At 38.3% G+C, this 23,229-nt stretch carries 17 protein-coding genes; 15 read left to right on the top strand and 2 right to left on the bottom strand.

What is annotated here, in order from left to right:
• Window positions 1-23: 23 nt before the first annotated feature.
• Window positions 24-2,576: a hypothetical protein gene (locus E6H07_01850; protein TMI64680.1), complete on the top strand. Its 2,553-nt coding sequence runs from the start codon at window positions 24-26 to the stop codon at window positions 2,574-2,576.
• Between the two features lie 257 nt (window positions 2,577-2,833).
• The gene (locus E6H07_01845) at window positions 2,834-3,319 is read left to right on the top strand and encodes a nuclear transport factor 2 family protein (protein TMI64679.1); all 486 of its coding nucleotides are present in this window, start codon (window positions 2,834-2,836) and stop codon (window positions 3,317-3,319) included.
• Window positions 3,320-3,415: 96 nt separating this feature from the next.
• Here E6H07_01845 and E6H07_01840 read toward each other — a convergent pair whose 3' ends face one another.
• Together E6H07_01840 and E6H07_01835 are read right to left on the bottom strand one after the other, a co-directional pair.
• Entirely contained in the window at window positions 3,416-4,513 is a 1,098-nt protein-coding gene (locus tag E6H07_01840; GenBank protein ID TMI64678.1) for a hypothetical protein, read from the bottom strand.
• Between the two features lie 85 nt (window positions 4,514-4,598).
• On the bottom strand, window positions 4,599-5,378 hold the full coding sequence (locus E6H07_01835) for a hypothetical protein (GenBank protein ID TMI64677.1): 780 nt from the start codon (window positions 5,376-5,378) through the stop codon (window positions 4,599-4,601).
• A gap of 192 nt (window positions 5,379-5,570) precedes the next feature.
• Here E6H07_01835 and E6H07_01830 point away from each other — a divergent pair, with 192 nt between their 5' ends.
• The 13 genes from E6H07_01830 (at window position 5,571) to E6H07_01770 (ending at window position 23,214) form a co-directional block, all read left to right on the top strand.
• Window positions 5,571-6,353, top strand: coding sequence for a DUF4239 domain-containing protein (locus E6H07_01830; GenBank protein ID TMI64676.1), 783 nt, complete (start codon window positions 5,571-5,573; stop codon window positions 6,351-6,353).
• A gap of 203 nt (window positions 6,354-6,556) precedes the next feature.
• Complete coding sequence (locus tag E6H07_01825) at window positions 6,557-7,306, top strand: hypothetical protein (GenBank protein ID TMI64675.1); 750 nt, start codon at window positions 6,557-6,559, stop codon at window positions 7,304-7,306.
• A gap of 99 nt (window positions 7,307-7,405) precedes the next feature.
• Window positions 7,406-9,301: a DUF748 domain-containing protein gene (locus tag E6H07_01820; GenBank protein ID TMI64674.1), complete on the top strand. Its 1,896-nt coding sequence runs from the start codon at window positions 7,406-7,408 to the stop codon at window positions 9,299-9,301.
• A 654-nt stretch (window positions 9,302-9,955) separates the two neighbouring features.
• A complete protein-coding gene (locus tag E6H07_01815; GenBank protein TMI64673.1) occupies window positions 9,956-11,191 on the top strand; it encodes a hypothetical protein in 1,236 nt (411 codons plus the stop codon).
• A 44-nt stretch (window positions 11,192-11,235) separates the two neighbouring features.
• On the top strand, window positions 11,236-12,264 hold the full coding sequence (gene glsA / locus E6H07_01810) for a glutaminase A (protein ID TMI64672.1): 1,029 nt from the start codon (window positions 11,236-11,238) through the stop codon (window positions 12,262-12,264).
• A gap of 327 nt (window positions 12,265-12,591) precedes the next feature.
• Complete coding sequence (locus tag E6H07_01805; GenBank protein TMI66444.1) at window positions 12,592-13,776, top strand: hypothetical protein; 1,185 nt, start codon at window positions 12,592-12,594, stop codon at window positions 13,774-13,776.
• A gap of 71 nt (window positions 13,777-13,847) precedes the next feature.
• The gene (locus E6H07_01800; protein ID TMI64671.1) at window positions 13,848-15,014 is read left to right on the top strand and encodes an amidohydrolase; all 1,167 of its coding nucleotides are present in this window, start codon (window positions 13,848-13,850) and stop codon (window positions 15,012-15,014) included.
• A gap of 99 nt (window positions 15,015-15,113) precedes the next feature.
• On the top strand, window positions 15,114-15,896 hold the full coding sequence (locus E6H07_01795; protein ID TMI66443.1) for a hypothetical protein: 783 nt from the start codon (window positions 15,114-15,116) through the stop codon (window positions 15,894-15,896).
• Window positions 15,897-16,339: 443 nt separating this feature from the next.
• Window positions 16,340-17,386, top strand: coding sequence for a type II asparaginase (locus E6H07_01790; GenBank protein ID TMI64670.1), 1,047 nt, complete (start codon window positions 16,340-16,342; stop codon window positions 17,384-17,386).
• 107 nt (window positions 17,387-17,493) lie between these two features.
• The gene (locus E6H07_01785) at window positions 17,494-18,954 is read left to right on the top strand and encodes an aspartate ammonia-lyase (protein TMI64669.1); all 1,461 of its coding nucleotides are present in this window, start codon (window positions 17,494-17,496) and stop codon (window positions 18,952-18,954) included.
• An 88-nt stretch (window positions 18,955-19,042) separates the two neighbouring features.
• Complete coding sequence (locus E6H07_01780) at window positions 19,043-20,317, top strand: porin (protein ID TMI66442.1); 1,275 nt, start codon at window positions 19,043-19,045, stop codon at window positions 20,315-20,317.
• Between the two features lie 33 nt (window positions 20,318-20,350).
• Complete coding sequence (locus E6H07_01775; protein ID TMI64668.1) at window positions 20,351-21,700, top strand: anaerobic C4-dicarboxylate transporter; 1,350 nt, start codon at window positions 20,351-20,353, stop codon at window positions 21,698-21,700.
• Window positions 21,701-21,840: 140 nt separating this feature from the next.
• Entirely contained in the window at window positions 21,841-23,214 is a 1,374-nt protein-coding gene (locus tag E6H07_01770) for a carbohydrate porin (protein ID TMI66441.1), read from the top strand.
• The last annotated feature ends 15 nt before the right edge of the window (window positions 23,215-23,229 follow it).

Here is a 23,229-nt window from a genome sequence, read left to right as displayed (position 1 = left end):
TAAACTACCCAAAACTAACTGCTATGCGTCACCACCTACTATTTACTTTTTTATTATTTGCAACATCGTCTATTTGCCTGGGCCAGGCGAATGATTCGGCAACATCTGTTGGCTCAACAAAATTTAAAAACAATGGTTCGAAAAAATTCTGGATGGGCGCCAACTACCGGAAGGAATGGGCAACACCAATTACCGTTCCCGTACTTCATCTTGCAACGGATCACGGAGGTTTAAAACCTGTAAAACGAGGAGGAGGTAAACAAACAAAGTCATTGCGGCTTGAGGATGCAGCGGGCCGGCAATATTCGCTTCGTTCTATTCAAAAATTCATTACAAGCAAGACTTTGCCGGGTGGTTTGGAAAGTGAAGCTGCAGCCGATCTTGTACAAGATGGAGTTTCTGCTTCTTATCCATATTCGGCATTATCTGTTCCACCATTGGCAGAAGCCGCTGGTATAACTCATGGAAGTGTCAAACTCGTTTATATACCTGACGATCCCTTATTAGGTGAGTATCGTGAAGACTTCAAGAACATGCTTGCTTTGCTGGAAGAAAGATTACCCGAGCCTTACAATAAAGCAGATGACACAGATGAAACGTTGATGAAACTGCAGGACGATAATGATAACAATGTTGACCAGCTTGCTTTATTGAAGATAAGGATACTGGACATGTTTGTTATGGATCTTGATCGTCATGAGGGACAATGGACATGGACTACAACTGATAATGGCAAAGGCAAAACTTTTTCGCCTATTGCTAAAGACCGTGACCAGGCTTTCTATACAAACCAGGGTGTGATACCGGGCATTGCAAAATGGCCCTGGCTGGTTCCACAACTGGAAGGTTTAAAAGCTAAATCCAATAATATTAACCGATTCAATTTTGCTGCCCGCAATTTTGACCGTTTTTTCCTGAATGCATTAACAGAACAGCAATGGAAAGAAGCCGTTGAACAATTTAAAACACAAATGACGGATGAAGTACTGGAAAATGCAATTAACCAGCAACCCAAAGAAATTCGGAACATTTCTGGGGATAAAATTCTTGCTATCTTAAAGAAACGCCGGAACTATATTGTAGATGAAGTGATGCAGTATTATCGCTTCCTTGCCGAAACAGTAAGCATTACAGGCTCTGATAAAAAGGAATTGTTTGAGTTGAATAATAGTGATGGCTCATCAACGCTTACTGTTTATAAAATAACAAAAGAAGGGGAGCAGTCAACAAAAATGTATGAACGTACATTTAATGCTGATCAAACAAAGGAACTGCGAATGTATGGTTTTGGAGGAGATGACAAATTTGTCGTGAAGGGCGGTGATGGAGATATAAAAGTGAGGATGATTGGTGGTAGCGGGGATGACAACTTTGAAAACACTACAAAGGGAAAAGGCGGACTTGTTTATGATACGACAGGAGAGAACAATAAAATCACGGGATCATTCAAAAACAAAACATCAAAGGACACATCTGTAAATAAATATGATTTCCTAGGATTTAAATATAATCAGACGATTCCTTTTGTATCGCTTACTTATAATAGTGACGATGGCGTATTATTCGGCTTCTCATTAAAATTTATAAAGCAGGGCTTTAGAAAAGATCCTTATAAAAGGATGCATACATTTGCTATTAATCATGCTTTTGCAACTAAGGCATGGAATGTCCGTTGGGCTTCTGAATTTATCAACGCCATAGGGAAAAACACAGATATTTTATTTAATGCCAATTTGAATTCACCGGCCACAACAAATTTCTTTGGCTATGGTAATTCATCTGTATACGATAAAACAAGTACAAACCCGGAGGATAAAAAATTCAGGTATTACCGTGCCCGTTATTCAAAGGGAGATATTGGAATAGGATTTAGAAAAAACTTCAGTAAAAAGGTTAACCTGATTCTTGCCCCGGCGTTCCAGTATTATCGCCTTGAAGCAGACGAAAATTTTTCAAGATATATAACTACGGCACCCGCCAATGGTCTTGATCCCGCGACCTTATATGAAAAACAATATTATATTGGCGGCTATTTTGCATTAAACATAAATACAAAAAACAATCAAATATTACCAACTAAGGGTATTACCTGGAATACAACATACAGGGTTATGCGTGGCATGAATGATGTGAGTTATGACTTCTCGCAAATAAGATCTGATTTTGCTTTCTTCCTTCCATTAGGGAAGAACTTCACATTTGCTTCACGATTTGGCGCGGGTCATAATTTTGGCGAGTTTGAATTCTACCAGGCGCAATACCTTGGAATGTTGGATAACTTAAGAGGATACAGAAAAAATCGTTTGGCAGGTGAGTCAATGGCGTATAACAATACAGAATTACGTATACGATTTGGTGATTTCACAAGCTATTTATTTCCAAGCGGACTTGGTTTGATCGTATTTCATGATATAGGTAGGGTATGGCATGATAGTGATGCAACCAATAAGTGGCTTACTGGTTATGGTGGTGGTATTTGGATAGCACCAATGCGCCGGGCTGTTATCTCAATTCTGTTTACAGCCTCAAAAGAAGAATCAGCATTACCTTTGATCGGATTTGGCTGGCAGTTTTAATAATAAATAATTTTGATACAGGTTAAAGGCCGTTCCCTCCAGGAACGGCTTTTAATTTTGTAATATTTTTCAACCTACTGCCTTAATCTTTTGCAATAATTAGCTCAAACAGTTTTTAGATGTGAGTCTAAAAGAAAAATGGGATGTACATTTATTTTTAAATGTTTTGACCCGCAGAAAAAAACACTTCATATTCTATTTTATATTAATTTTAGTTTTTAAGTTTAATCATTAATACATCATTGAACAAACCAATTATGAAAAAAGAGATTGTAAAAGGAGTATTGTTATCGGGCGTATTGTCACTAATGATCTCCTGTAATTCAAAAGAAGAAAAAACCGCAGCGGCTTCGATCGACAAAGAACAGATCAAAAAAGAAATTCAAGCCAAGGAAGATGGGTTCGCTGAACTTTACAATACAGGCCAATTGAAAGATATAGGCTATTATGCAGATGATGCGACAACCTTTTTTCAAAACAGGCCACCATTGATTGGCAGAGAGGCAATAGTTGAATTTTACAAATCCGCTATAACTTCAAATACCAATAAAATTTCATTTACGTCTAAAGATATTTTTATATCAAATGATGGAAACCAGGTTGTAGAGATCGGTTATTTTAAAGTTGTTGACTCAACGAAAACTCCTATTAATACCGGGAATTATATGAGTCTGTTTGAAAAGAGAGATGGTAAATATGTTTGCGTAAGAGATATGAGTGCTTCTGATATGCCAGCTGAATAAAGAGATAAGAATATATATATTTATTAAAGGCTGAACGAAAATATATTCGTTCAGCCTTTTTTTATTGTATAATTTTTTTAAATAAAAGTGCAGTAATTATCTTCTTCTGCCACCTCCGCCGCCGCCACCCATGGAACGGCCGCCACCACCGCCACCGCCACTCATAGTACGACCACTACTTGAAGAGCTTGGTCTTGAAGAAGACATATTTGATGTTGATGGTCTGCTACTCGATGATCCCCTGTTATTTGATCCGCTCATATTATTTGATGTTGATGGTCTGCTACTCGATGATCCCCTATTATTTGATCCGCTCATATTATTATTAACACCAGTTGATCCCCTGTTAGATCCACTCATATTATTATTAACACCAGTCGATGCTCTGTTACCACTACCATTACCATAACCACCCTTTGCTTTATTGTTTGATACGGTATTAGAAGTGTTTCTGCTGTTATTGTTGTAATGATTAATTTGATTCCTATTTCCATTATTAATGACAACAGTATTACCCCCACCATAATGACCACCATGGTAACCGCCATGATAGTAATAATTATTATGGCGATATATGCCAACTGCTATACACATCCCCATTGCAAAATAAGGTGGATAGTACCCGTAATAATAAGGTGGATAATAGGGCACATAGGCAGGTGAATACACATACTGTACGATCGGTGCAGATTGAACTACTACAGTAGTAGTTGCCGGAACTTCTACAACAACAGGGTTTGAACCAGTATAACCGGGATTAGCAGTAACTGGAGATTGCCCTTTTGGTTCAATAACATAATCTTTACCGTATACTTCCGGATCACCAACCGCCTGTATAGTAACTTTGCCTTTTTCTTTGTTCACTAAAATAACCGCGACATCCTGTGTTTCCTTTTTACTTACATCAACCTGTAGAATAAATGTAAAAGAGGAATCTTTTTTCGTGGTAGTTACTTTGATAAAATCGATTTTTTTATCCAGGTCAAGGTCAAGGTTATTGATCTTTGTTTGTTCGTCATTTAACGATTTTTCAAAAGCTTCAATTGTCTTTGACTTTTGAAACAGGGTCAGTACAGCATAGAGATCCAGGTTGTCTCCAGGCAGGCCTAATAAGTCAGTTGAATCTTCCTGGGAAAAAACAGGTGAACAGAAGAAACTCATTGCTACTATTAAGAGTGGTAATTTTTTTTTCATAACGTGTATGATGTAATGATTAATAGATTCAATTGCAAGGTAAGGAAAAAGATATATGCAAAAGTTACGCATTTAAAATTGCTTTTCATTTTACAAGTTCTCTTAACGCTACGATTTGTTCTTGAACAGCATCAAGGTTAATAAGACCAGTTCGGGTCTGGTGCAATTCAATGATCAGGTTGAGGGTAAGTGACATGACAACTGCATAGGTTATTACTGCTATTTTAGCGGTACTTTTTTTCTCAACTAACTGGACACCCAACACAAAACCGTCTAATAAAATAAAGATCAGCAATACCCACAAAACGAGGAGCGGAACTTTGCTTATTTTTTCTCCATCTCTTGTGATAACAACATCGATCAAATTATTTATAGCGGGTATCATTTGTGATGAGCGCAGTACATTCCCGCTATTCTGCATTTCCATAGCCACTTTTTCCCATATCCTTTTAGAAATTAATTCGGCTCTTATTCGTTCCCGCTCAGATTTCTCTCTATCGGTATCATAATACGCAATTCTTGCTTCTACATATTCTTTAAGATCTGCACGAAGAAGGTTACGGAGACTGTCAGGATAAATATCACAACGTAATATGGCCGTATTGATATAAGCGGCTTCCTGGGTTATCACACGCCTTTGTGTTTCAAATTTTGTCATGGCAACAGAGAACGTAAAACCCATTAATAGAGATAATATGCTAAGTGCTGCCCCCTGAACCTTTCCTTTTTCGAACCTGTCTTCAGGATGTTTTTTCAAACGGTTTTTTTTGAACAGGTATCCAAAAAAGCTAAGCATGATGATCATGAAAAATACAACTGGCAGGAGGGCATATGGATGCAGGTCAAAAAGTTTAAAGGAAGTCATAAATGAATAGGTAGGTTTAATACCGAATATAATTTATTTTTTTTGTGAATCTTTTTTTAATGACTATCTCCCTTTAATAATTAGGCAAGCGTAAAGAAATTATAGTAATGTCTGGTCATTTTGAGTAAATGACGATTTTTTTTAACATTAGAAAAAATCTTCTGATATTGTTCCTTTAACCATTTACCTTTTATGCAACCATCCTTCCTCTTACGCCTTGATACATGGCAGATCATGCTTATCCTGCTTGCGTTGATGATCCTAAGTATTAAAGTTGGATTGATAACAGGAAAAAAATCCCACAAAGAATCCCCGGCTGATAACACGATACTTGCCTCTCTCTTTACCTTGCTTGGTTTGCTGCTTGCATTTACTTTTAGTATGGCGATCAATTATCATGGCATGCGGAAAGATATTATTATTGAAGAAGCGAATGACATTGGTACGGCCATTCTTCGGGCCGATCTTTATCCTGAAAGCGACCGTAATTTGTTCAGGGCAGAATTCAAAAAATATGTTGATGCCAGGGTAAACTATTTTACTGCGGGTACAGATCTGGATGAAATAAAAGCGGCACAAAAACTTTCAGTTGAGATACAACAACGACTTTGGGATCATGCTTCACAGTTCTCGAAAGATTCAAGTAATACAACAGTAGCCTCCATGCAAATGATCCCTGCACTTAATGCCATGATCGATGTTACCACCACACGCCAATATGGTGAACTAGTTCACCTGCCCGATACAATTATTTATCTCTTGTTTTTATTATCAGCTGTTTGCTCATTCTATATCGGCTATATTTTTTCAAGTAAAGAAAAATTTGATTGGATACTTGCAATGTTATTTTGTTTGCTTACCTCTCTGGTTGTCTTTGTGATCTTTGATCTGGACCGGTCGCGGCGCGGATTTATTAAGCTAGATCAAATGAACAATGCGATCGTTGAATTGAAACAGATGTTCCCGGAGAAATAAACAATCAACCACTAGCCATGTTCAATCATCGTTTAGCAAAACAGGTTTGTATTTTGCAATTACTGATATGAATACCGATGACGATATATTCAATCACTTGAAGTTCAGGGTTATCTTTTGAGTACTACGTCAATATATTTTTTTTTATTAGTAAAATCATCTAGTTTAGAAAGTAGTAATCAAGTGTAACCGAATATTGTCTTATGAAAAAAGTTATTTTATCTGTAATCATCTTTTTAGGAATACAACAAGCAGTGAATGCGCAGGAGACAAAAAAAGAGCACAAAGAATTCAAGAATTCAATTCATTTCAATTTAACAAACCCATTTATTTTTAGCTCCAGGTCTTTGGTATTTGGATATGAACGTGTATTAAATAATAAGCGTTCTTTCTCAGTAAATTTTGGACTTACAGGATTTCCTACCCTGGATATTATTGACACCGATTCATTACAGGAAAATTCAGTAATTGATAGCCGGGGATTTAATTTTTCAGCTGATTACCGCTTTTATCTTGCTGATAAAAATAAATATTCCGCTCCGCGGGGCCTTTATATCGGGCCTTATTATTCTTATAACCTTTTCGGAAGAAATTTTTCCTGGTTATTAAAGAGCACAAGCGGTTCCAATTTACTGGTGGAGTCAGACCTGAGTCTGAATGTACACACTATTGGTTTTGAAATGGGTTACCAGTTTGTTCTCTGGGACCGGCTTACACTTGATATGCTCATGATCGGACCGGGTATTGGGTCGTACAGTTTAAAAGCATCCCTTGGTACTAATTTATCCGGTGCAGATAAAGAAAAATTTTTTGAATTGCTGAATGATGCCCTTGCTGAAAAATTTCCTGGCTATGGTTTTGTTATTGATGAGGGAAATTTTAAAAGAACCGGTACAGACAAGACCACGACGTGGGGCTACAGGTATATGGTACAGGTTGGATTCAGGTTTTAAGTAATCGTTGAATTATAAAGAAGCAATTACGTTATATTTATATCCCACACTCTGAAGAAGCTGAGTTTACCAGCCGAATAATAAATTCAATTGAATGTTTTGAAAACAGAAACAAACGAAAAGAAAAAAAAACACAGGGTAAGAAGAATAATACTCCGGATCGTTGGTGTTTTTTTGATCCTCTTAATTGCTGGTGGTATCTTTTTATATTATAATCTTAACAGGCTTCTTACAAAGGCACTTCTTAAAAGTTTTAATTCAAGTGTTGCCTCAGAAGTTTATGAATTAAAATTTGAAAAACTAAGCGTCAATTTTTTGATAGGTGACGTCAAAGTGTATAATGTAGAATTAAAACCCAGGGAAAAGCCTTTGGTCAGCTATCCTTATATCAACAGTTCATTCAATCTTACTACTCAAAAAATGATCCTGAAGAATGTTGAGATAATGACCTTGATAAGATCTAATAAACTGATCCTTGATAAAATTGAAATAGCAGAACCCAGCGTTGAGTTAAAGATTGAAGATAAGCTGCCAATATTTCTGCCATTTAAAGATTCAGCTATAGCTGCGGGCCCGGAGAAAAATGATAGTAAGAAGCCTATTCATTCATTTTTTCTTAAAGAATTTGACATGATTGATGCTGAATTTCATGTTGCAAATTCAGCCAAAGAAAGAGAATTCAGTATCCAGAAATTGAATATCTCCCTAAAAGATGTGTCGATCGATCAACATCCAGGCATGGATGTAATATCTTATAATAATTTTGAACTTTCAGTTGGCGAGTTTAGAGGAGATCTACGGAAAAAATCAAGGCATATGAGTTTTAAGGATTTTAAAATAAATATTGATTCGCTTAAAATTGAGCAAAGCCGGGATACACTGATCTATCATTTCGCTGACTTTAGCACGGGTTTAAAAAACCTGGATATCCAAACTGCTGATAGCCTCTTCCGGCTTACAATGGAATCATTCGATCTTTCGTATAAGAATAAATTCATAAAGCTAAGTGGTGTCTCCTATAAACCCAACGTAAGTGAAGCAACTCTGCAGGCTAAGCATAAATATCAAAACACACAGTTCTCCTGTACAATGGGTACGTTGAACCTGGTGGGTGTAGATTTTGAGTCGCTGATATACAAAGAGAAAATATTTATTGATGAAGTTGTTCTTGATAAAGTATCGGCTACACTTTTCAAAGACAAAACAAAACCAGCTGATCTTAGTCGTTTTCCCGGATACCTGGGGCAAACTATAACGGGTATAAAATCACCTTTACTAATAAAGAAAGTGAGGGCAACGAATGTGAACCTGGTTAACAAGGAACGCAATGAAGATGGCAGTTATGCAACAGCGAATGTAAACAGGGCGACACTGGAAGTAAAGAACATTACAAATCTTTCATCTGCTGAAGCATTGTCGGTAAAAGCCGATGCATTTATTGAGAATAAAGCTCATGTCAATTTAACTTTAGGTTTCAGTTATGCGCAGCCTCAATTCAGCTTCAATGGAATAATTGCGAAATTTAATTTGCCTGATCTAAATCCGTTAATAGAGGCATATACACCAGCAAACGTCAAGAAAGGAACGGTGGATGAAATGGTATTTTCCGGTACTGCTTTACGGACAGGCTCAAGCGGCACCATGAAATTTCTATTTCATGACCTGGATATTGCAATGGAACTCGAGGGAAAAGCAAAATGGAAGAGCTCAGTTCTTGCATTCGGAGCAAACAATTTACTGCCTTCTGCAAATCCGGCTTCAGGTCTGCCGCCACGCATTGTAGATTTTCATGTGAAGAGAGATATGAATAAATCATTTGTCAACCTTCTTATTAAATCAATTTTAGCAGGATTGAAAGAAACAATGCTCATGTCGAAAGAAAACAAGAAAGAATATCGTGCAGATAAAAAGGAGGCCAAAAAAGAAGCAAGAGAAGAAAAAAGAGAAGCAAAAAAGGAAGCCAAAAAAGCGAAGAAAGATCAAAAAAATAATTAAGAAATAACCTTCCCCGGGTGATACAACAAAGACACTACCCTGGTGTAATTATTTCCCTTCAGTTTAAAAATATTATTGTCCTCGAACAGAGCAAAAGATCACATCAAACGTATTACTCTAATACGGCAAGGGTAAATCCAAATTTGGGTAAGGGAAACCTATGCAGTTACCATCAATACGGACGGAATAAAGAAAGCAATGTATGATTACTATATTATTAATTTTAGCAACATTCAAACTTTTTAAGCATAGAAAAAATATTCAGGAAACACCATAAAAAATGACCATAATTTTTTGGAAAATAGAAATTGAGTTCCTACATTTAAATAAGCATATATGTTAAACAAGATTAAGGAGATAGATCCGTTTGTAAACCACACTTACATACCTGTCTACACTGCAGTTTGAGAAAGCCGAAATTTTTATGTTGATAGTAGCGTAAAAAACGAAGTTTGTTATTTTGTAATCCGTTTATGCTTAATTCCTACCCGTATGATTCTTTTTGCCTGCACAGTACAGTGACAAGTAAATTGCTTTTATAGCCACACTCATAAAAAAATGACTTTACTCAGTATTAAATAAAAACTGTTCAAATAAATTTACAACTGAAGAATTTATCATCCTTCAAACCTTTAAATCAAATAAACCATGAATATGCAACCCAAAAAACTACTTATCGTAACAATGTTGTTTCTTTTCTCTGCGCCCATCGTGAATGCACAAACCGATTCATTACAACAAAAAAGCCTTGAAGTCTATGGCTTCGCCATGGTGGATATGGGTTACAATTTTGATCAGATTGACCCGAGGTGGTCCGACGCGTTAAGGATAAACCGCCTGCCCAAATACAAAAACCAGTTTGCACCGGATGGAACATTTTTCTTTGGAGTAAGACAAACACGTTTTGGTGTAAAAGGCTACACACCTACAAAAAAGGGTGACCTGACTGTAAGGTTCGAGTTTGATATGTTTGGTACCGGTTCAGATGAAGGACAAACCACTATGCGGCTGCGCTATGCCTATGGACAATTAGGAAAATTTCTTGTCGGTCAGGCAACTTCACCTTTTATGGATGATGATCAATGGCCGAACACACTGGAATACTGGGGTCCTAGCGGCATGGTGTTTTACAGGAATGTACAAGTTCGGTTTATGCCAATAAACGATGCTGACAAAGAATTATGGATTGCCTTGGAACGCCCAGGTTCCGGCGCAGACAAGGGAACAATTTCGATGCCTGAACTTCCATCAGTAGACAGTGTAAAAGCTAAACTTTCCGCTCCTGATATTTCTGCCCACTTTAAAAAAAGGGGTAAATGGGGCAGCGTTCAATTGGCAGGTATCTTTCGCCCACTGAACTGGGAAGATACCCGCGTTAATAAGGGCGGCACTGATCTTAGTGGAAGCGCTACGGGATGGGGAGCCAATTTGAGTGCCGTGATCAATTTAACAAAGAACACAGTATTCCGAGGTAACTATGTGTATGGCGAAGGCATTGAAAATTATATGCAGGATGCGCCTAATGACATAGGCACTGTTATTACTGGTATTCCGTCCAAACCTATTGAGGGTCAAACCTTGCCAGTTACCGGGATAACGGCATGGGTTGATCATAACTGGAATCCTACCTGGTGGACATCTCTTGGTTACTCAACTGTTTCCATAGAAAACACAGCAACTGCGGCAGGCACCACTTCTTATAAAGCTGGCCAATATGCCATGCTCACTATTGGTACTACTCCAGTTAAAAATACCATGGCAGCTGTTGAATTACAGTGGGGCCAGCGGGAAGGAGAAGATGGTTTTAAAGCAGATTGTATGAAGATCCAGTTCTCTTTCAAATATAATTTCTCAACTACATTCTTCAAGGCAAAAGGCGGGCAGAATTAGTTCTTGAAACATTAACCATTTTTAAAAAATAAAAACTTAAGAATATGAAATCGAAAAGTTCCCGCGCAGCATTGCGGATAATTTTCCTTCTTACTCTTTGTGCATTTATTGCAATACCGGTATTAAAAGCACAGACCAAAGAGCAAATAGAAAAAGCATTAAATGATGCATATGAAAAATTCAAAAACCTGAAAGAAGGAAAAAATGCAGATTACATCAAAGAGTTGGCGACTGTTGATCCAAACATTTATGGAATTGCGATCGTAACAACGGATGGCCAGGTATACACCAAAGGCGATCTGAAAAGCGCCGTATCAATACAGTCAATTTCCAAAGTGTTTACGATGGCGAAAGTGATAGAAGAAAATGGAGCAAAATTTATTATGGATAAGATCGGCGTGGATGCTACTGGTATGCGGTTTAATTCGATCGTTGCAGTTGAAATGCAGAAAGGAAAAGAAATTAACCCATTGGTAAATCCGGGAGCGATCGCATCAACCAGTCTTGTAAAAGGAGCAGACTCTGCTGCCAAATGGAAAAGTATTATGGCCATTCACAATGATTTTGCCGGAAGACAGCTTTCTATTGATATGCCAGTGTATATAAGTGAAGCCGGAGATAATCTTCGCAATCAGGCTATCGCCCATCTGCTTTTTGCTTATGGAAGAATGTATTTTGATCCGGTACAGTCAACTGATATCTATACCAAACAATGTGCTATCAGTGTGAACGCAAAAGATCTTGCTATAATGGCGGGCACACTTGCCAATGGTGGAGTAAACCCTGTTACCAAAAAAGTATGCGTTTCCTCTGAAACAGTAAAATACGTTTTACCGGTAATGGCGACAGCGGGTCTATATGACGACTCGGGTCAATGGCTTGAGGCAACTGGTGCACCTGCAAAATCCGGAGTAGGTGGCGGTATCATTGCTGTAGTTCCAGGCAAGTTTGGAATTGCAGTTATCTCTCCTCCATTAACACCTGCGGGAAATAGCGCAAAAGCAATTGCTACCATTAAATACATAATTGAACAATTAGGTGTAAATCCTTACCAGATCACTCCTAAAAGATAAAACTACTAAACATTATAAAAACAACTGGTCGCAGTATAAGGGCTAGTTGTTTTTTACATTAGTTGACCATCCTTTTCAAAGGCAGGTTCACAGATCCTGTTAACAAAATAATTGCCTGATCAATTTTTTTCAGTGTAGCATTAGTGTTGATCAATTCATTATAACTTCAATATAATCATTAACTAACTTATGAAATTACAAACAGTTCTTAATTGCCGTACCTTAATAATGAGTGTCCTGGTTTTATCTCTAAGCATGATGGCTCATGCGCAGGATAAGCCAGCCAACCCTGATGATGATTCAACTAAATATGTTCCTTATAGGATAATGTTTGGTCATAGAGTGGCCAAGTCTAAATTTGGTGAACTTAATATCCGGCCGTATACCTATTTGCGTTATCTCAATCAAAATTCGATCGATAAAACCTATACAGACGGCTTTGGGAAAACCCAAACCGTAGATCCCCGGCAGGATGTACAGTTACAAAAAGTAAGTATTTACTTCACTGGCTGGGCCTTTGATCCGAAGTTTACTTACTTTTTATACGTATGGACCACCAACGCCTCCCAGGGACAGGGTGCACAGGTAGTTGTTGCCGGAAATCTTTCTTACACTGTCAGTAAACATTTAAGATTTACAGGAGGTATTATGTCGCTACCCGGGGTAAGAAGTACGGAGGGAAATTATCCCTTCTGGCTATCAGTTGATAACCGAATGATCGCCGATGAATTTATGCGTCCTTCTTATACCAGTGGATTACAAGTCAGAGGTGAGATCATAAAGAAACTTACCTATTCGGTCATGTTGGGAAACAACATGAGTACGCTAGGAGTTGATGCCGGGCAGATCGATAACAAACTCAGTACAGTAGCAGGGGCGCTGGTTTTTTTACCTACTACAGGTGAGTATGGAATCTTCAATGGTGCTTATGGTGATTACGATATGCATGAGAAAGTAGCTACCAGGATGGGTGTTCATTTTACCCGAAGTGATGAAACACGACAAGGTCAACCCGAAAATAGTGCCTTTGAAAATGTATCATTAAGGGTTTCTGATGGCAGTTCTATTTTCCTGCCCAACTTATTCAATCCCGGAACACAGATCGATGAAGCACAGTACCAAATGCTTAGTTTCGATGCTGGCGCAAAGGTTAAGGGGTTTGCTCTTGAAGGAGAATTTTATTGGAGAAAGATCAACAATTTCAAATTAATAGGTTCTCCCATGGCCTTAACCGAACTAAATGATAACGGATTTCAACTTCTTGCATCAGCTATGGTTCTTCCAAAAAAACTCCAGCTGTACACAACGTATTCTAAGATCTTTGGAGAGTATGGTGAGCCAACGGAAACAAGAGTGGGCTTCAATTTCTTTCCTTTCAAAAATACAATTGGTGTTCGTCTGAATGGCCAGGCTACATTCATGAATAAATGTCCTGTTGGTGGTTTGGCATATCCGTATACTGTGGGTGCAAATGGAACAATCTTTAATCTTGACCTGGAGCTTAATTTTTAATTGTTGAAGATCATTCCATTTTTCAGTGACGAAAGAAAATAAAAAAAATTCTGTTCAAAAAAATTAATATCATGAAACAGATCTGCTTTAGAAAAAACAACACTAATTCTTCAGTAACATCATTTGCTGCCAAAGCATTAGTTATTCCAGCGTTTTTTTTGTTACTGGTTTCAAATAATGGTTTTTCGCAGGTCAATAAAGATTCAGTTATACTTAATGACTCCCATTTTCATTTAACAAACTATGTACAGGAAGGAACAGACATTCACAAGTTTCTTGAAATAATGGGAAACAAAGTTGGACGTGTTGCATTATTTGGTATTCCGCTTCAGCAAATGTGGAATTACAACAACAGCGGAAATTTTGCTCCCACTTATTACCTGGCAAGTGATGATCCGCTTTACTATTATTCATTTACTGATGCCTACATAGCGATGGCGTATAAGTCGCTTACCAAAGAACAGCAGGCAAGATTTGATCCGATGATCACCGGGTTCAATCCTGCTGATATGTATGCTACCGATCATATTAAAAGAGTATTGACAACATTTCCCGGAGTGTTTACAGGCATAGGCGAATTTTCAATTCATAAAGAATTTGTTTCATCAAAAGTTGCAGGCCCTATTGCTACATTAAATAATCCTGCACTCGATCGTATACTTGATTTCTGCGCTGAATCAGGATTGCTGGTTATCCTGCATAATGATATCAATATGCCATTTCCAAAATCAGGACAGGAGAACTGGGATATTGAACAGATCAAAGCATTGTTTGCAAGACATCGCAATACACCAATTATATGGGCGCATTGCGGTGTAGGAAGAATTGTAAGACCGGTGAAAGACCAGATGGCCATGCTCGATAAAGCACTTGCCGATCCGAAATCGGGTAATATCTATATTGATATTTCGTGGGGTGAAGTTGCCAAGTATGTAACTGAAACGCCTGAAGCAACAGCAAATACAGCAGCGGTTATCAATAAATATCCTGATCGATTTTTAATGGGTACTGATGAAATGGCGCCGACGAACCAGGCTTCTTATCTGAAGATATTGGACTTGTATAAGCCATTATTTGAAAAACTTACACCTGATGCAAAACAAAAATTATTGAAAGGTAACTATGAGCGGTTGTTTGATGCTGCAAAAGTAAAAGTAAGAGCCTGGGAAAAAGCTCATGTAAATGATCCCCCAAAGATCCCATCAGCAACCCCGTCTTCAGGTATTGGTAAAGATTGAAAGGCGGTAATAATTGTTGACGGGATACGATGATTTTTTTTGATGTAATAAACCTTAACCATGGGAAAGATCCGAGTGGAAAGAGTTTGTGCCGCAAAAATGATAGCGGTAAAGTTTATTTGTGTGATGGCTTTGTTTCTTAGTGAAGCTAATGCTCAACAATTCAATTCTGATAGTTGGTTGTCAAAAGCTCATGGTACCATCACACTTATTCCAACCTATGGACAAAGAAATTCAATGCTGATGAATACCTATTCACTTTTCCCTAAATGGGAATTTACGATGGCTGCTTATTTATACAATGACGATAAAGATCAAACTACTGATGATGGATATTCCACGTCGTTTTATGTTAAATATATGTTTTATGAAAATAAAGCAAAGACCGGTGGTGCAGCTGTAAAAGCAGGTACCGGTATGTTTCCAGGAACGCTTGATGGGGAGGACAGGAGTAAAGATGCATTTCAAACCTATTGGATGAATGCCCCCGTAACCTTTCCATTTATGAAAAATAAATTGCAATGGGACCTTATGCCGGGGACAAGTATGACCAGGCACTATGGAGTAGACGAGAAAACAGCTTTTGCATTTACTTACTCAACAAGATTGGCATGGTATCCCTGGAATGAAAAGGGTTCTATAGTAGCAGAAATTTTTGGTGCCATGGGAGAAAACAAAGCCGTTCCAGAATACAAATTTGGCTGGCGTTGGGAGCCCAGCCGATATGCTGTTTTTGCGCTGACTTATGGAAATGAAATTAACGGTAATAATGGAGCAGGGTTTGAATTAGGCGTCATGCTTTTTACACCACCATTTGCATGTTTGGGTGGATGTAATACCGAAAAAAAAACTAAGAAGAAAAAATCAAAATCAGCTTTATAATTTATTTGAAACAAACACAATTATTAATAAAAAAATTTTACAGCAATACAAGTATTTTATTTACCTTAACATTATAGAATTAGTACTACCTATCCAATCTCCTTTTTCCTCCCTTGAAAACGGCATATATAAACCAAAATCTGCTTGATAAAAAGTCAAAGATCTGTTTGTAAATAGCTTAGCTATTTGGCTTTGTCCAGCAAAACTGACTAACTTCTACATGTAACGAAAACTTGGTTTAAGCTAAATGGCTTTAATCAGCAATTTTCATCGAGACCTTACATAGAGACGGGAATCATTGAAATTTACGAATATAAAATATTGTAATCCACGACTACGAAAACATAAACCCTTCGACTATTAAAAAATTTATTTACTCATGTAGTGACTATTCTCAATGAGAGAAAATTTCACCAGAGCATTAATCAAAAAATCAAAAAATTATGAAAAAGCTAATTTCACTTTTAGCACTCGTTATCATCATCGCACAAGTAAATGCACAATTACCAAGAGTCATCATTTTAGCAACAGGGGGAACAATTGCAGGAGCAGGAGCATCTGCTGACAGGGCTGGTTATACTGCTGGAAAAATTCCTATTGAAGATCTGATCGGTGCCATACCAACTGTAAAAAAAATAGCCAGTATCACAGGTGAGCAGATTTCTTCTGTAGGAAGCCAGGATATGACAATAGAGATATGGAAAAAGCTTGCCGTTCGTATCAATGAAATTATTGCAAAGAAGGAAGCAGACGGTATTGTTATTACACATGGTACGGACACACAGGAAGAAACATCTTATTTTCTTGACTTGGTTATCCCATCAGCAATGCCCGTGGTGTTAACAGGTTCCATGCGTGCCTCTACTGCGATCAGTGCAGATGGTCCAAAAAATTTGTATGACGCAATTACCGTAGCCATAGATCCAAAGAGTAAAGGCCGCGGGGTGTTGGTATCCTTTAATGAAGGTATCTATGATGGAAGAGAAGTAATGAAAATGAGTACAACCTTTACAAACGCATTTGGATCTCCCAATACAGGTGCTATTGGCCATGCCTACGATGGCAAAGTTGAATATTATGCAAATTCAGTAAGGGAAAGAGATCCCAAATCTCCAGTCGTTATTAAAGCTGATACAAAATTACCAAGAGTAGATATTGTTTACATGTACGCTGACGCTCCACCTGATATGATCGATATGCTGGTTGCTAAAAAAGTAGACGGCATCGTGATTGCAGGTGTTGGCAACGGTAATTTTAATAAAGCGTATATGGAAGCAGTTAAAAAAGCTGTGGCTGCAGGCGTCATCGTTTGTCGTGCCAGTCGTACTCCTTCCGGCAGAGTTTTGCTTCATGATGAGATCAATGACGAACAACTTGGTACTATCGTTTCTGATGACCTGACTCCTCAAAAAGCAAGGATATTATTGATGCTGGGTCTGACTAAGACAAAAGATAAAAAACAGCTACAGGATCTTTTCTTTAAATATTGATCAAAGTTGATCTAATGTGCTGAATTCAATTGCGCCCAGAATACATAATCTGGGCGCAATTAATCTGTAACAAGTTTATTTATTCCGACCAAAAAAAATAAAATAAAATGAACAAGATAAAATTTATTATGCTGCCGTTACTGATGCTTATTTGCGTTCAGTATATACAGGCACAAAAAACCCGAACTGAACACGACCTGCTGGGTAATAAAGAAATTCCTTTTGATGCTTATTATGGGGTACAAACGATGAGAGCATTGGAGAATTTCCAGGTGAGTGGTGTAAAAACAAATTTTTATCCTGACTATGTACGGGCTTATGCAATGGTAAAGATGGCTGCAGCCCGTGCCAACACGGATGTAGGAAGAATGCCAAAAGAAAAATTGGTCGCTATTGAAAAAGCTTGCCAGGCGGTAATTGATGGAAAATATCATGACCAATTTTTAACAGATTTGTACCAGGGTGGTGCAGGTACATCAGCAAATATGAATTCCTGCGAGGTGCTTGCAAATATTGCTCTCGAAATGATGGGCAAGAAAAAAGGAGAGTACCAGTTTATAGAACCACATGATGATCTGAATATGGGTCAGTCAACGAACGACGTATATCCTACCGCTATTCATGTTGCTTTGTTATTACATAATGATAAAGTGATACAGCAAGCAAAAATGCTTTCCCAGTCTTTTCACAAAAAAGGAGAGGAGTTTAAAAGCCTGGTGAAGATGGGCCGTACCGAAGGTCAGGATGCAGTGCCAATGACGCTGGGACAGGAATTTCATGGTTTTGGTAACCAGATCGATGCAGCTATTGACGTGTTGCGTAAAACAGAAGAATATTTATACGAAGAGAATATGGGTGCAACTGCTATTGGTACAGGCTTAACCGCATCTCCTGGTTATGCTGAAAAATGTGCAGCTCATCTTGCAAAAATTACAGGCAAGCCAATGCATTTGGCTAAAGACCTGATCGCAGCAACAAGTAGTATGCAGGCATTTGTTATGTATTCTTCTGCATTAAAAAACTTTGCTGTTACATTGTCTAAGATCAGCAGCGATTTAATATTCTTATGTTCAGGTCCACGCAATGGAATTTTTGAGATCAATTTACCGGCACTTCAACCGGGTTCATCCATTATGCCAGGAAAAGTAAATCCTGTAATGCCCGAGTTGATGAACCAGATCTGTTATAAAGTCATAGGTAACGACGCAACGGTCACTGTTGCATCAAGAGATGGTCTTCTGCAATTAAATGCTTACGAACCGGTGGTCGCTGTTGCTATCATGGAATCACAAGCACTTTTTTTTAAATCAGTTCCTTTATTCGCTAAAAACTGTATAGATGGAATTACAGCTAATGAAAAAGTTTTAAAACATTATTTAGAAACTACCATAGGAATTGTAACAGCTCTTAATCCTGTTCTTGGTTATGAAAAAACAACAGAGCTGGCAAAAGAAGCACTTCAAAGCGGCAAAGGAATTCTTGAACTTATAAGGGAGAAAAAATTATTGACTGAAGACCAGATCAAGAAACTAATGGATCCGGCTACTTTAACTGGACAGAAACAATAAATTAAATAATGATCTTCTCAAATAATAAGCCTTGAAATTTATTATTGAAACTTCAAAAATAAAAAGTAGAAAGAGATTATTTGAAACGCTGCCACGGATATGTTTGACGGTGGCAGCGTTTCTGTTTTTACCTTATCAATCTTATTGTCAGGAGGAAAAAAAAACAGTTCCTGATGGTACAGATGGGTCTGTTCATATCGTTAGTGCTGACGATTACCTGACGAAAAAACGGCCACCAAATGAATTTGAAGGAACTTATTCAACCATTAGGATTGGTATGGGCTACATATGGGACGGCGCTACATACAGCCAAAATGCAGTGTTCAAAAAGCAAATGGATTCAGCAGGTTTAGGTGTTAAAGGAGACATACAAACAAGGGATTTTCGGATCATGGCGAGTGGAGTATTTAAAACCAAAAGGAACTTATCATGGAAATTTGGTATGATGTATGACGGCGATAAAAAAACCTGGTTGTTACGGGAAACAGGATTCACTATTGGAGTGCCTAAGGCGTTTGGGCATATTTTTATTGGCCGCACTAAGGAAGGATATTCAATGGTGAAAGTAATGAATGGCCATTCTCCCTGGACTGCGGAAAGGCAGATGGCATTGGATGTTATTCCGATCTTAGCAGATGGTATAAAATTTTTTGGCTCCATGCCAAAATCGAGAGTATTTTGGAATCTTGGTTATTTTAATGACTTTGCTTCAAAAGGGCAGTCCTTCTCAACATTTGCATGGCAATATGTTGCAAGGATCGGGTGGTTGCCAATTTATAATAAAGAAAAGAACAGAGTGCTTCACATAGCCACTAATTTTCGTTATGGGAAACCTATCGATGGAAAAATTACCTTAAAGTCGCGACCTGAATCCAACCCTGCTCCTCAAATAATAAATACAGGTACATTTACAGCGGATAAGTCGTTGCATTTTGGTGGAGAAGCCTATTACAGTACCGGGCAATTGTTGTTAGGTTCAGAAGTTATGGTGCATAAATTCAATGCAAGCCAGGCAGAAGATCATAGTTTTTTTGGCGGGGATGTTTTTGTCACCTATATATTCACTAAGGGAAGACGTCCTTATACGACAACCGCAAGTATTTTTGGGTTCGTTCCTGTGCAGAAATCTGTATTCAAAGGTGGATGGGGTGAATGGGAAGCAGTACTTCGGTATTCCTCTTTAGACTTGGAAGATGGATCTCTTCACGGAGGAAAATTCTGGCGCATAACGCCAATGGTTAACTGGTACATGACGAAAGCTTTGCGAACTGAGTTTATTTATGGGTATGGAATTCTTGACCGGTACAATATGAAAGGGGCATTGCAAATATTCCAGGTTCGTCTTCAATTAACAGTTATGTAGATGAATTTAAATCGGCTGAAAATTATTTAAACCATGATACTTCTACAACTCGCCATTTTATTAGTCTGCATTTTTATTGGAGCAAGGATGTCGGGAATTGGTTTAGGGGTGATGGGCATGATCGGTCTTCTGATCTTGCTCTTTGTATTTAAAATGCAACCTGCCGATCCTCCACTTGAAGTAATGCTGATCATCTTAAGTGTAGTAACTGCAGCTGCTGCTTTGCAGGCAGCAGGCGGTATGGATTATCTTGTGAATCTTGCTGGTAAATTACTCCGCAGCCGACCAGGGCAGATCACCTTTCTTGGTCCACTGGTAACATATTTTTTTACTCTGTTTGCAGGTACAGCGCATATATCTTATTCCATTTTACCGATCATAGCAGAAGTGGCTATTAAAAAAAGAATTCGTCCCGAAAGGGCATTAAGTATGAGTGTGACCGCTGCACATATGGGCATTACGGCAAGCCCGGTGTCCGCAGCATCTGCAGCTTTGTTAACCGTGCTGGCGCCTGCCGGAATTAAGCTTGCTGACATTCTTCTGATTTGTATTCCATCTACCATAATAGGTGTGCTTGTAGGTATTTTGTTTGTTTGGAAAAGAGGAAAAGAATTGAATGTAGATCCCGAGTTTTTAGAAAGGATGAAAGATCCTGCTTTTGTAAAAAATCTTGACGGGGGTTCAAATGATACAGTTGCTGTTCTTAAACCGGGTGCAACGAGTTCAGTTGCTATTTTTGGAGCAGCCGTACTTGCTGTTGTATTAATTGGATCCTTTCCATCATTATTGCCGGTATTTTCAGGAGAAGATTTTAAACCTGGCTTTGCGGTGAATGCATCAGGGCAAGTGCAGATTCCATCCATGATCATGATGATCATGCTCGCTGCTGCAGGACTCATCATACTTTTTTGTAAGACTACTGCTTCGCAGGTGACTAAAGCTAGTTTGTTTGCTTCAGCAGGCCAGGCCACTATTGCAGTCTTTGGAGTAGTTTGGATGAGCAGCACATTTATGAATCATAATGCAGTAGTGATCGAAAATACATTGGGTAATTTGGTTAAAAATTATCCATGGACATTTGCACTTGCATTATTCACTCTCAGTATTTTGCTTTTCAGCCAGGCTGCAACAACAAAAGCTTTGGTTCCACTGGGTTTAACACTTGGATTGCCTCCTGCTTATTTAGTAGGAATTTTTCCAGCCGTGAATGGACACTTTTTTATCCCTGGTTATCCAACGCTACTCACCGCCATTCAATTCGACCGTACTGGTACAACCCGTATCGGAAAATATGTACTCAATCATAGTTTTATGTTACCCGGTATTGTAACAACTGTAGCTTCTGTAGTGGCGGGTTTGGCTTTGCAGTATTTTTTATTATAAATACTAAAATAGAAAACGTAAACTAAATTAACTGAGGCAGTAAATATTTGAAGCAAAAGTTTTGGTATTGATTGCCCGGAATGAAGCCAGAATAAAACTATGCATACTCTATTATGAGAAGAATCTTTTTTCTAAGTTTCATGATAGCAGGAATATCCATTTCACTAAGTGGACAGCTACCCGTAATGGCCAACAAACATCTTTCAATAGGTAGCTACGGTCGTGTAGGAGTTGCCCGGGGAGATAAGATGCAGTATCCCCGATCTCTCAATCTAAATGGAATGGGATCAATTGGAGGACGTATGGAGGAGGCTGATTACCTTGAATTAGCTACAGCACTTCATTTTGCACCGGTAAGTGGTGCCTCTGATACCACAAAGATAACTGCACAGGTACGTTTAGCTTTCTATACAACACAAGGTCAGATCATCGGAAACGTCACCAGTAATTCATATGGTGGCATTACAGTGGCGATGCCTGAACTTTTTGCTGAAGCAAAAAATATTATGGGTAGTCCATGGACTGTTTGGATCGGCGCAAGGCTTTTTAGCGGTAGCGATATTCATATTATTGATCATTTCCATTTTGACGATCACAGCTCCCAGGGCTTTGGCATACAGTATAAGAATACACAGTTTTCAATGACGTTTCCAGGTTCAGTGGATACAAACTCAACTGTACCACCTTATTTTTATCTGAACATTATCAATGGCACTCCTGTACTCGGATTGCGCAATCGGGTTGTTTATATTCTCGAGCATACCATTCCTTCGAATAACGGTGGATATCTTAAGTTGATGGCGGAATATCACCAATTGGCCAATGCCACTTTATCAGATACTACTACAAGTTTAAATTATCCGGCTGACCACGGATCTGTGTTGGGCGTTAAATACAAGACGAATTTTTTAAAAGGTTTGCCTGGCTCCTTTTATGAGGCAAGTATTCGCTTTGGTGCTGGCATCGCTAATGGTGGTAACGGTGGTGGAAGCAGAACTTTTCTTACCTATGGAGGTCCTAACCTCGAGACACAGAAATTTAAAAATGCTTCGTCATTAGCCATTACTCAAACCGTCTTGTGGAATATAAACAAGCATTATTCATTGAATGCTTACGGCATTTTTACAAAAAGCAAAGGAGCCAGTGATAGTCTTAATATGACAGAAGATTATAACGGAAAAAAATTATTTAACCGAAAGACAGATGTTGGCATTGGTGCCCGGGGAACCTGGTATATAAAAAATTGGTTTCATTTATTACACGAATTGAATTTTACTTCCAGGAAAGATGGTACGCAAAACCCTGCACAGATGATTAAATTCAGCATAGCTCCAACTTTAGTTCCCAATGGACAACGGGATGTTTGGAGTCGGCCTCATTTCAGGTTTGTTTACAGTGTGGCACGTTACAATCAATTTGCTGCTGATAACCTCTACTCACCTTACCTGGCACAAACCGGTAGTAAAAAATTTGGTCACTATTTTGGTGTGAAAGCAGAATGGTGGTTATGGTGATTCGGGTAAATAATT

Source organism: Bacteroidota bacterium (assembly GCA_005882315.1).
Classification (GTDB): Bacteria; Bacteroidota; Bacteroidia; order Chitinophagales; family Chitinophagaceae; genus VBAR01.
This window is presented reverse-complemented; position numbering and strand designations above follow the sequence as displayed.

Coding starts and splice junctions, on each gene's coding strand:
- glsA (TMI64672.1), top strand. CDS start 11,236: ATGAAATCGAAAAGTTCCCGCGCAGCATTGCGGATAATTTTCCTTCTT.
- E6H07_01840 (TMI64678.1), bottom strand. CDS start 4,513: ATGAAAAAAAAATTACCACTCTTAATAGTAGCAATGAGTTTCTTCTGT.
- E6H07_01775 (TMI64668.1), top strand. CDS start 20,351: ATGATACTTCTACAACTCGCCATTTTATTAGTCTGCATTTTTATTGGA.
- E6H07_01805 (TMI66444.1), top strand. CDS start 12,592: ATGTTTGGTCATAGAGTGGCCAAGTCTAAATTTGGTGAACTTAATATC.
- E6H07_01845 (TMI64679.1), top strand. CDS start 2,834: ATGAAAAAAGAGATTGTAAAAGGAGTATTGTTATCGGGCGTATTGTCA.
- E6H07_01795 (TMI66443.1), top strand. CDS start 15,114: ATGATAGCGGTAAAGTTTATTTGTGTGATGGCTTTGTTTCTTAGTGAA.
- E6H07_01850 (TMI64680.1), top strand. CDS start 24: ATGCGTCACCACCTACTATTTACTTTTTTATTATTTGCAACATCGTCT.
- E6H07_01790 (TMI64670.1), top strand. CDS start 16,340: ATGAAAAAGCTAATTTCACTTTTAGCACTCGTTATCATCATCGCACAA.
- E6H07_01825 (TMI64675.1), top strand. CDS start 6,557: ATGAAAAAAGTTATTTTATCTGTAATCATCTTTTTAGGAATACAACAA.
- E6H07_01835 (TMI64677.1), bottom strand. CDS start 5,378: ATGACTTCCTTTAAACTTTTTGACCTGCATCCATATGCCCTCCTGCCA.
- E6H07_01800 (TMI64671.1), top strand. CDS start 13,848: ATGAAACAGATCTGCTTTAGAAAAAACAACACTAATTCTTCAGTAACA.
- E6H07_01830 (TMI64676.1), top strand. CDS start 5,571: ATGCAACCATCCTTCCTCTTACGCCTTGATACATGGCAGATCATGCTT.
- E6H07_01815 (TMI64673.1), top strand. CDS start 9,956: ATGCAACCCAAAAAACTACTTATCGTAACAATGTTGTTTCTTTTCTCT.
- E6H07_01785 (TMI64669.1), top strand. CDS start 17,494: ATGAACAAGATAAAATTTATTATGCTGCCGTTACTGATGCTTATTTGC.
- E6H07_01770 (TMI66441.1), top strand. CDS start 21,841: ATGATAGCAGGAATATCCATTTCACTAAGTGGACAGCTACCCGTAATG.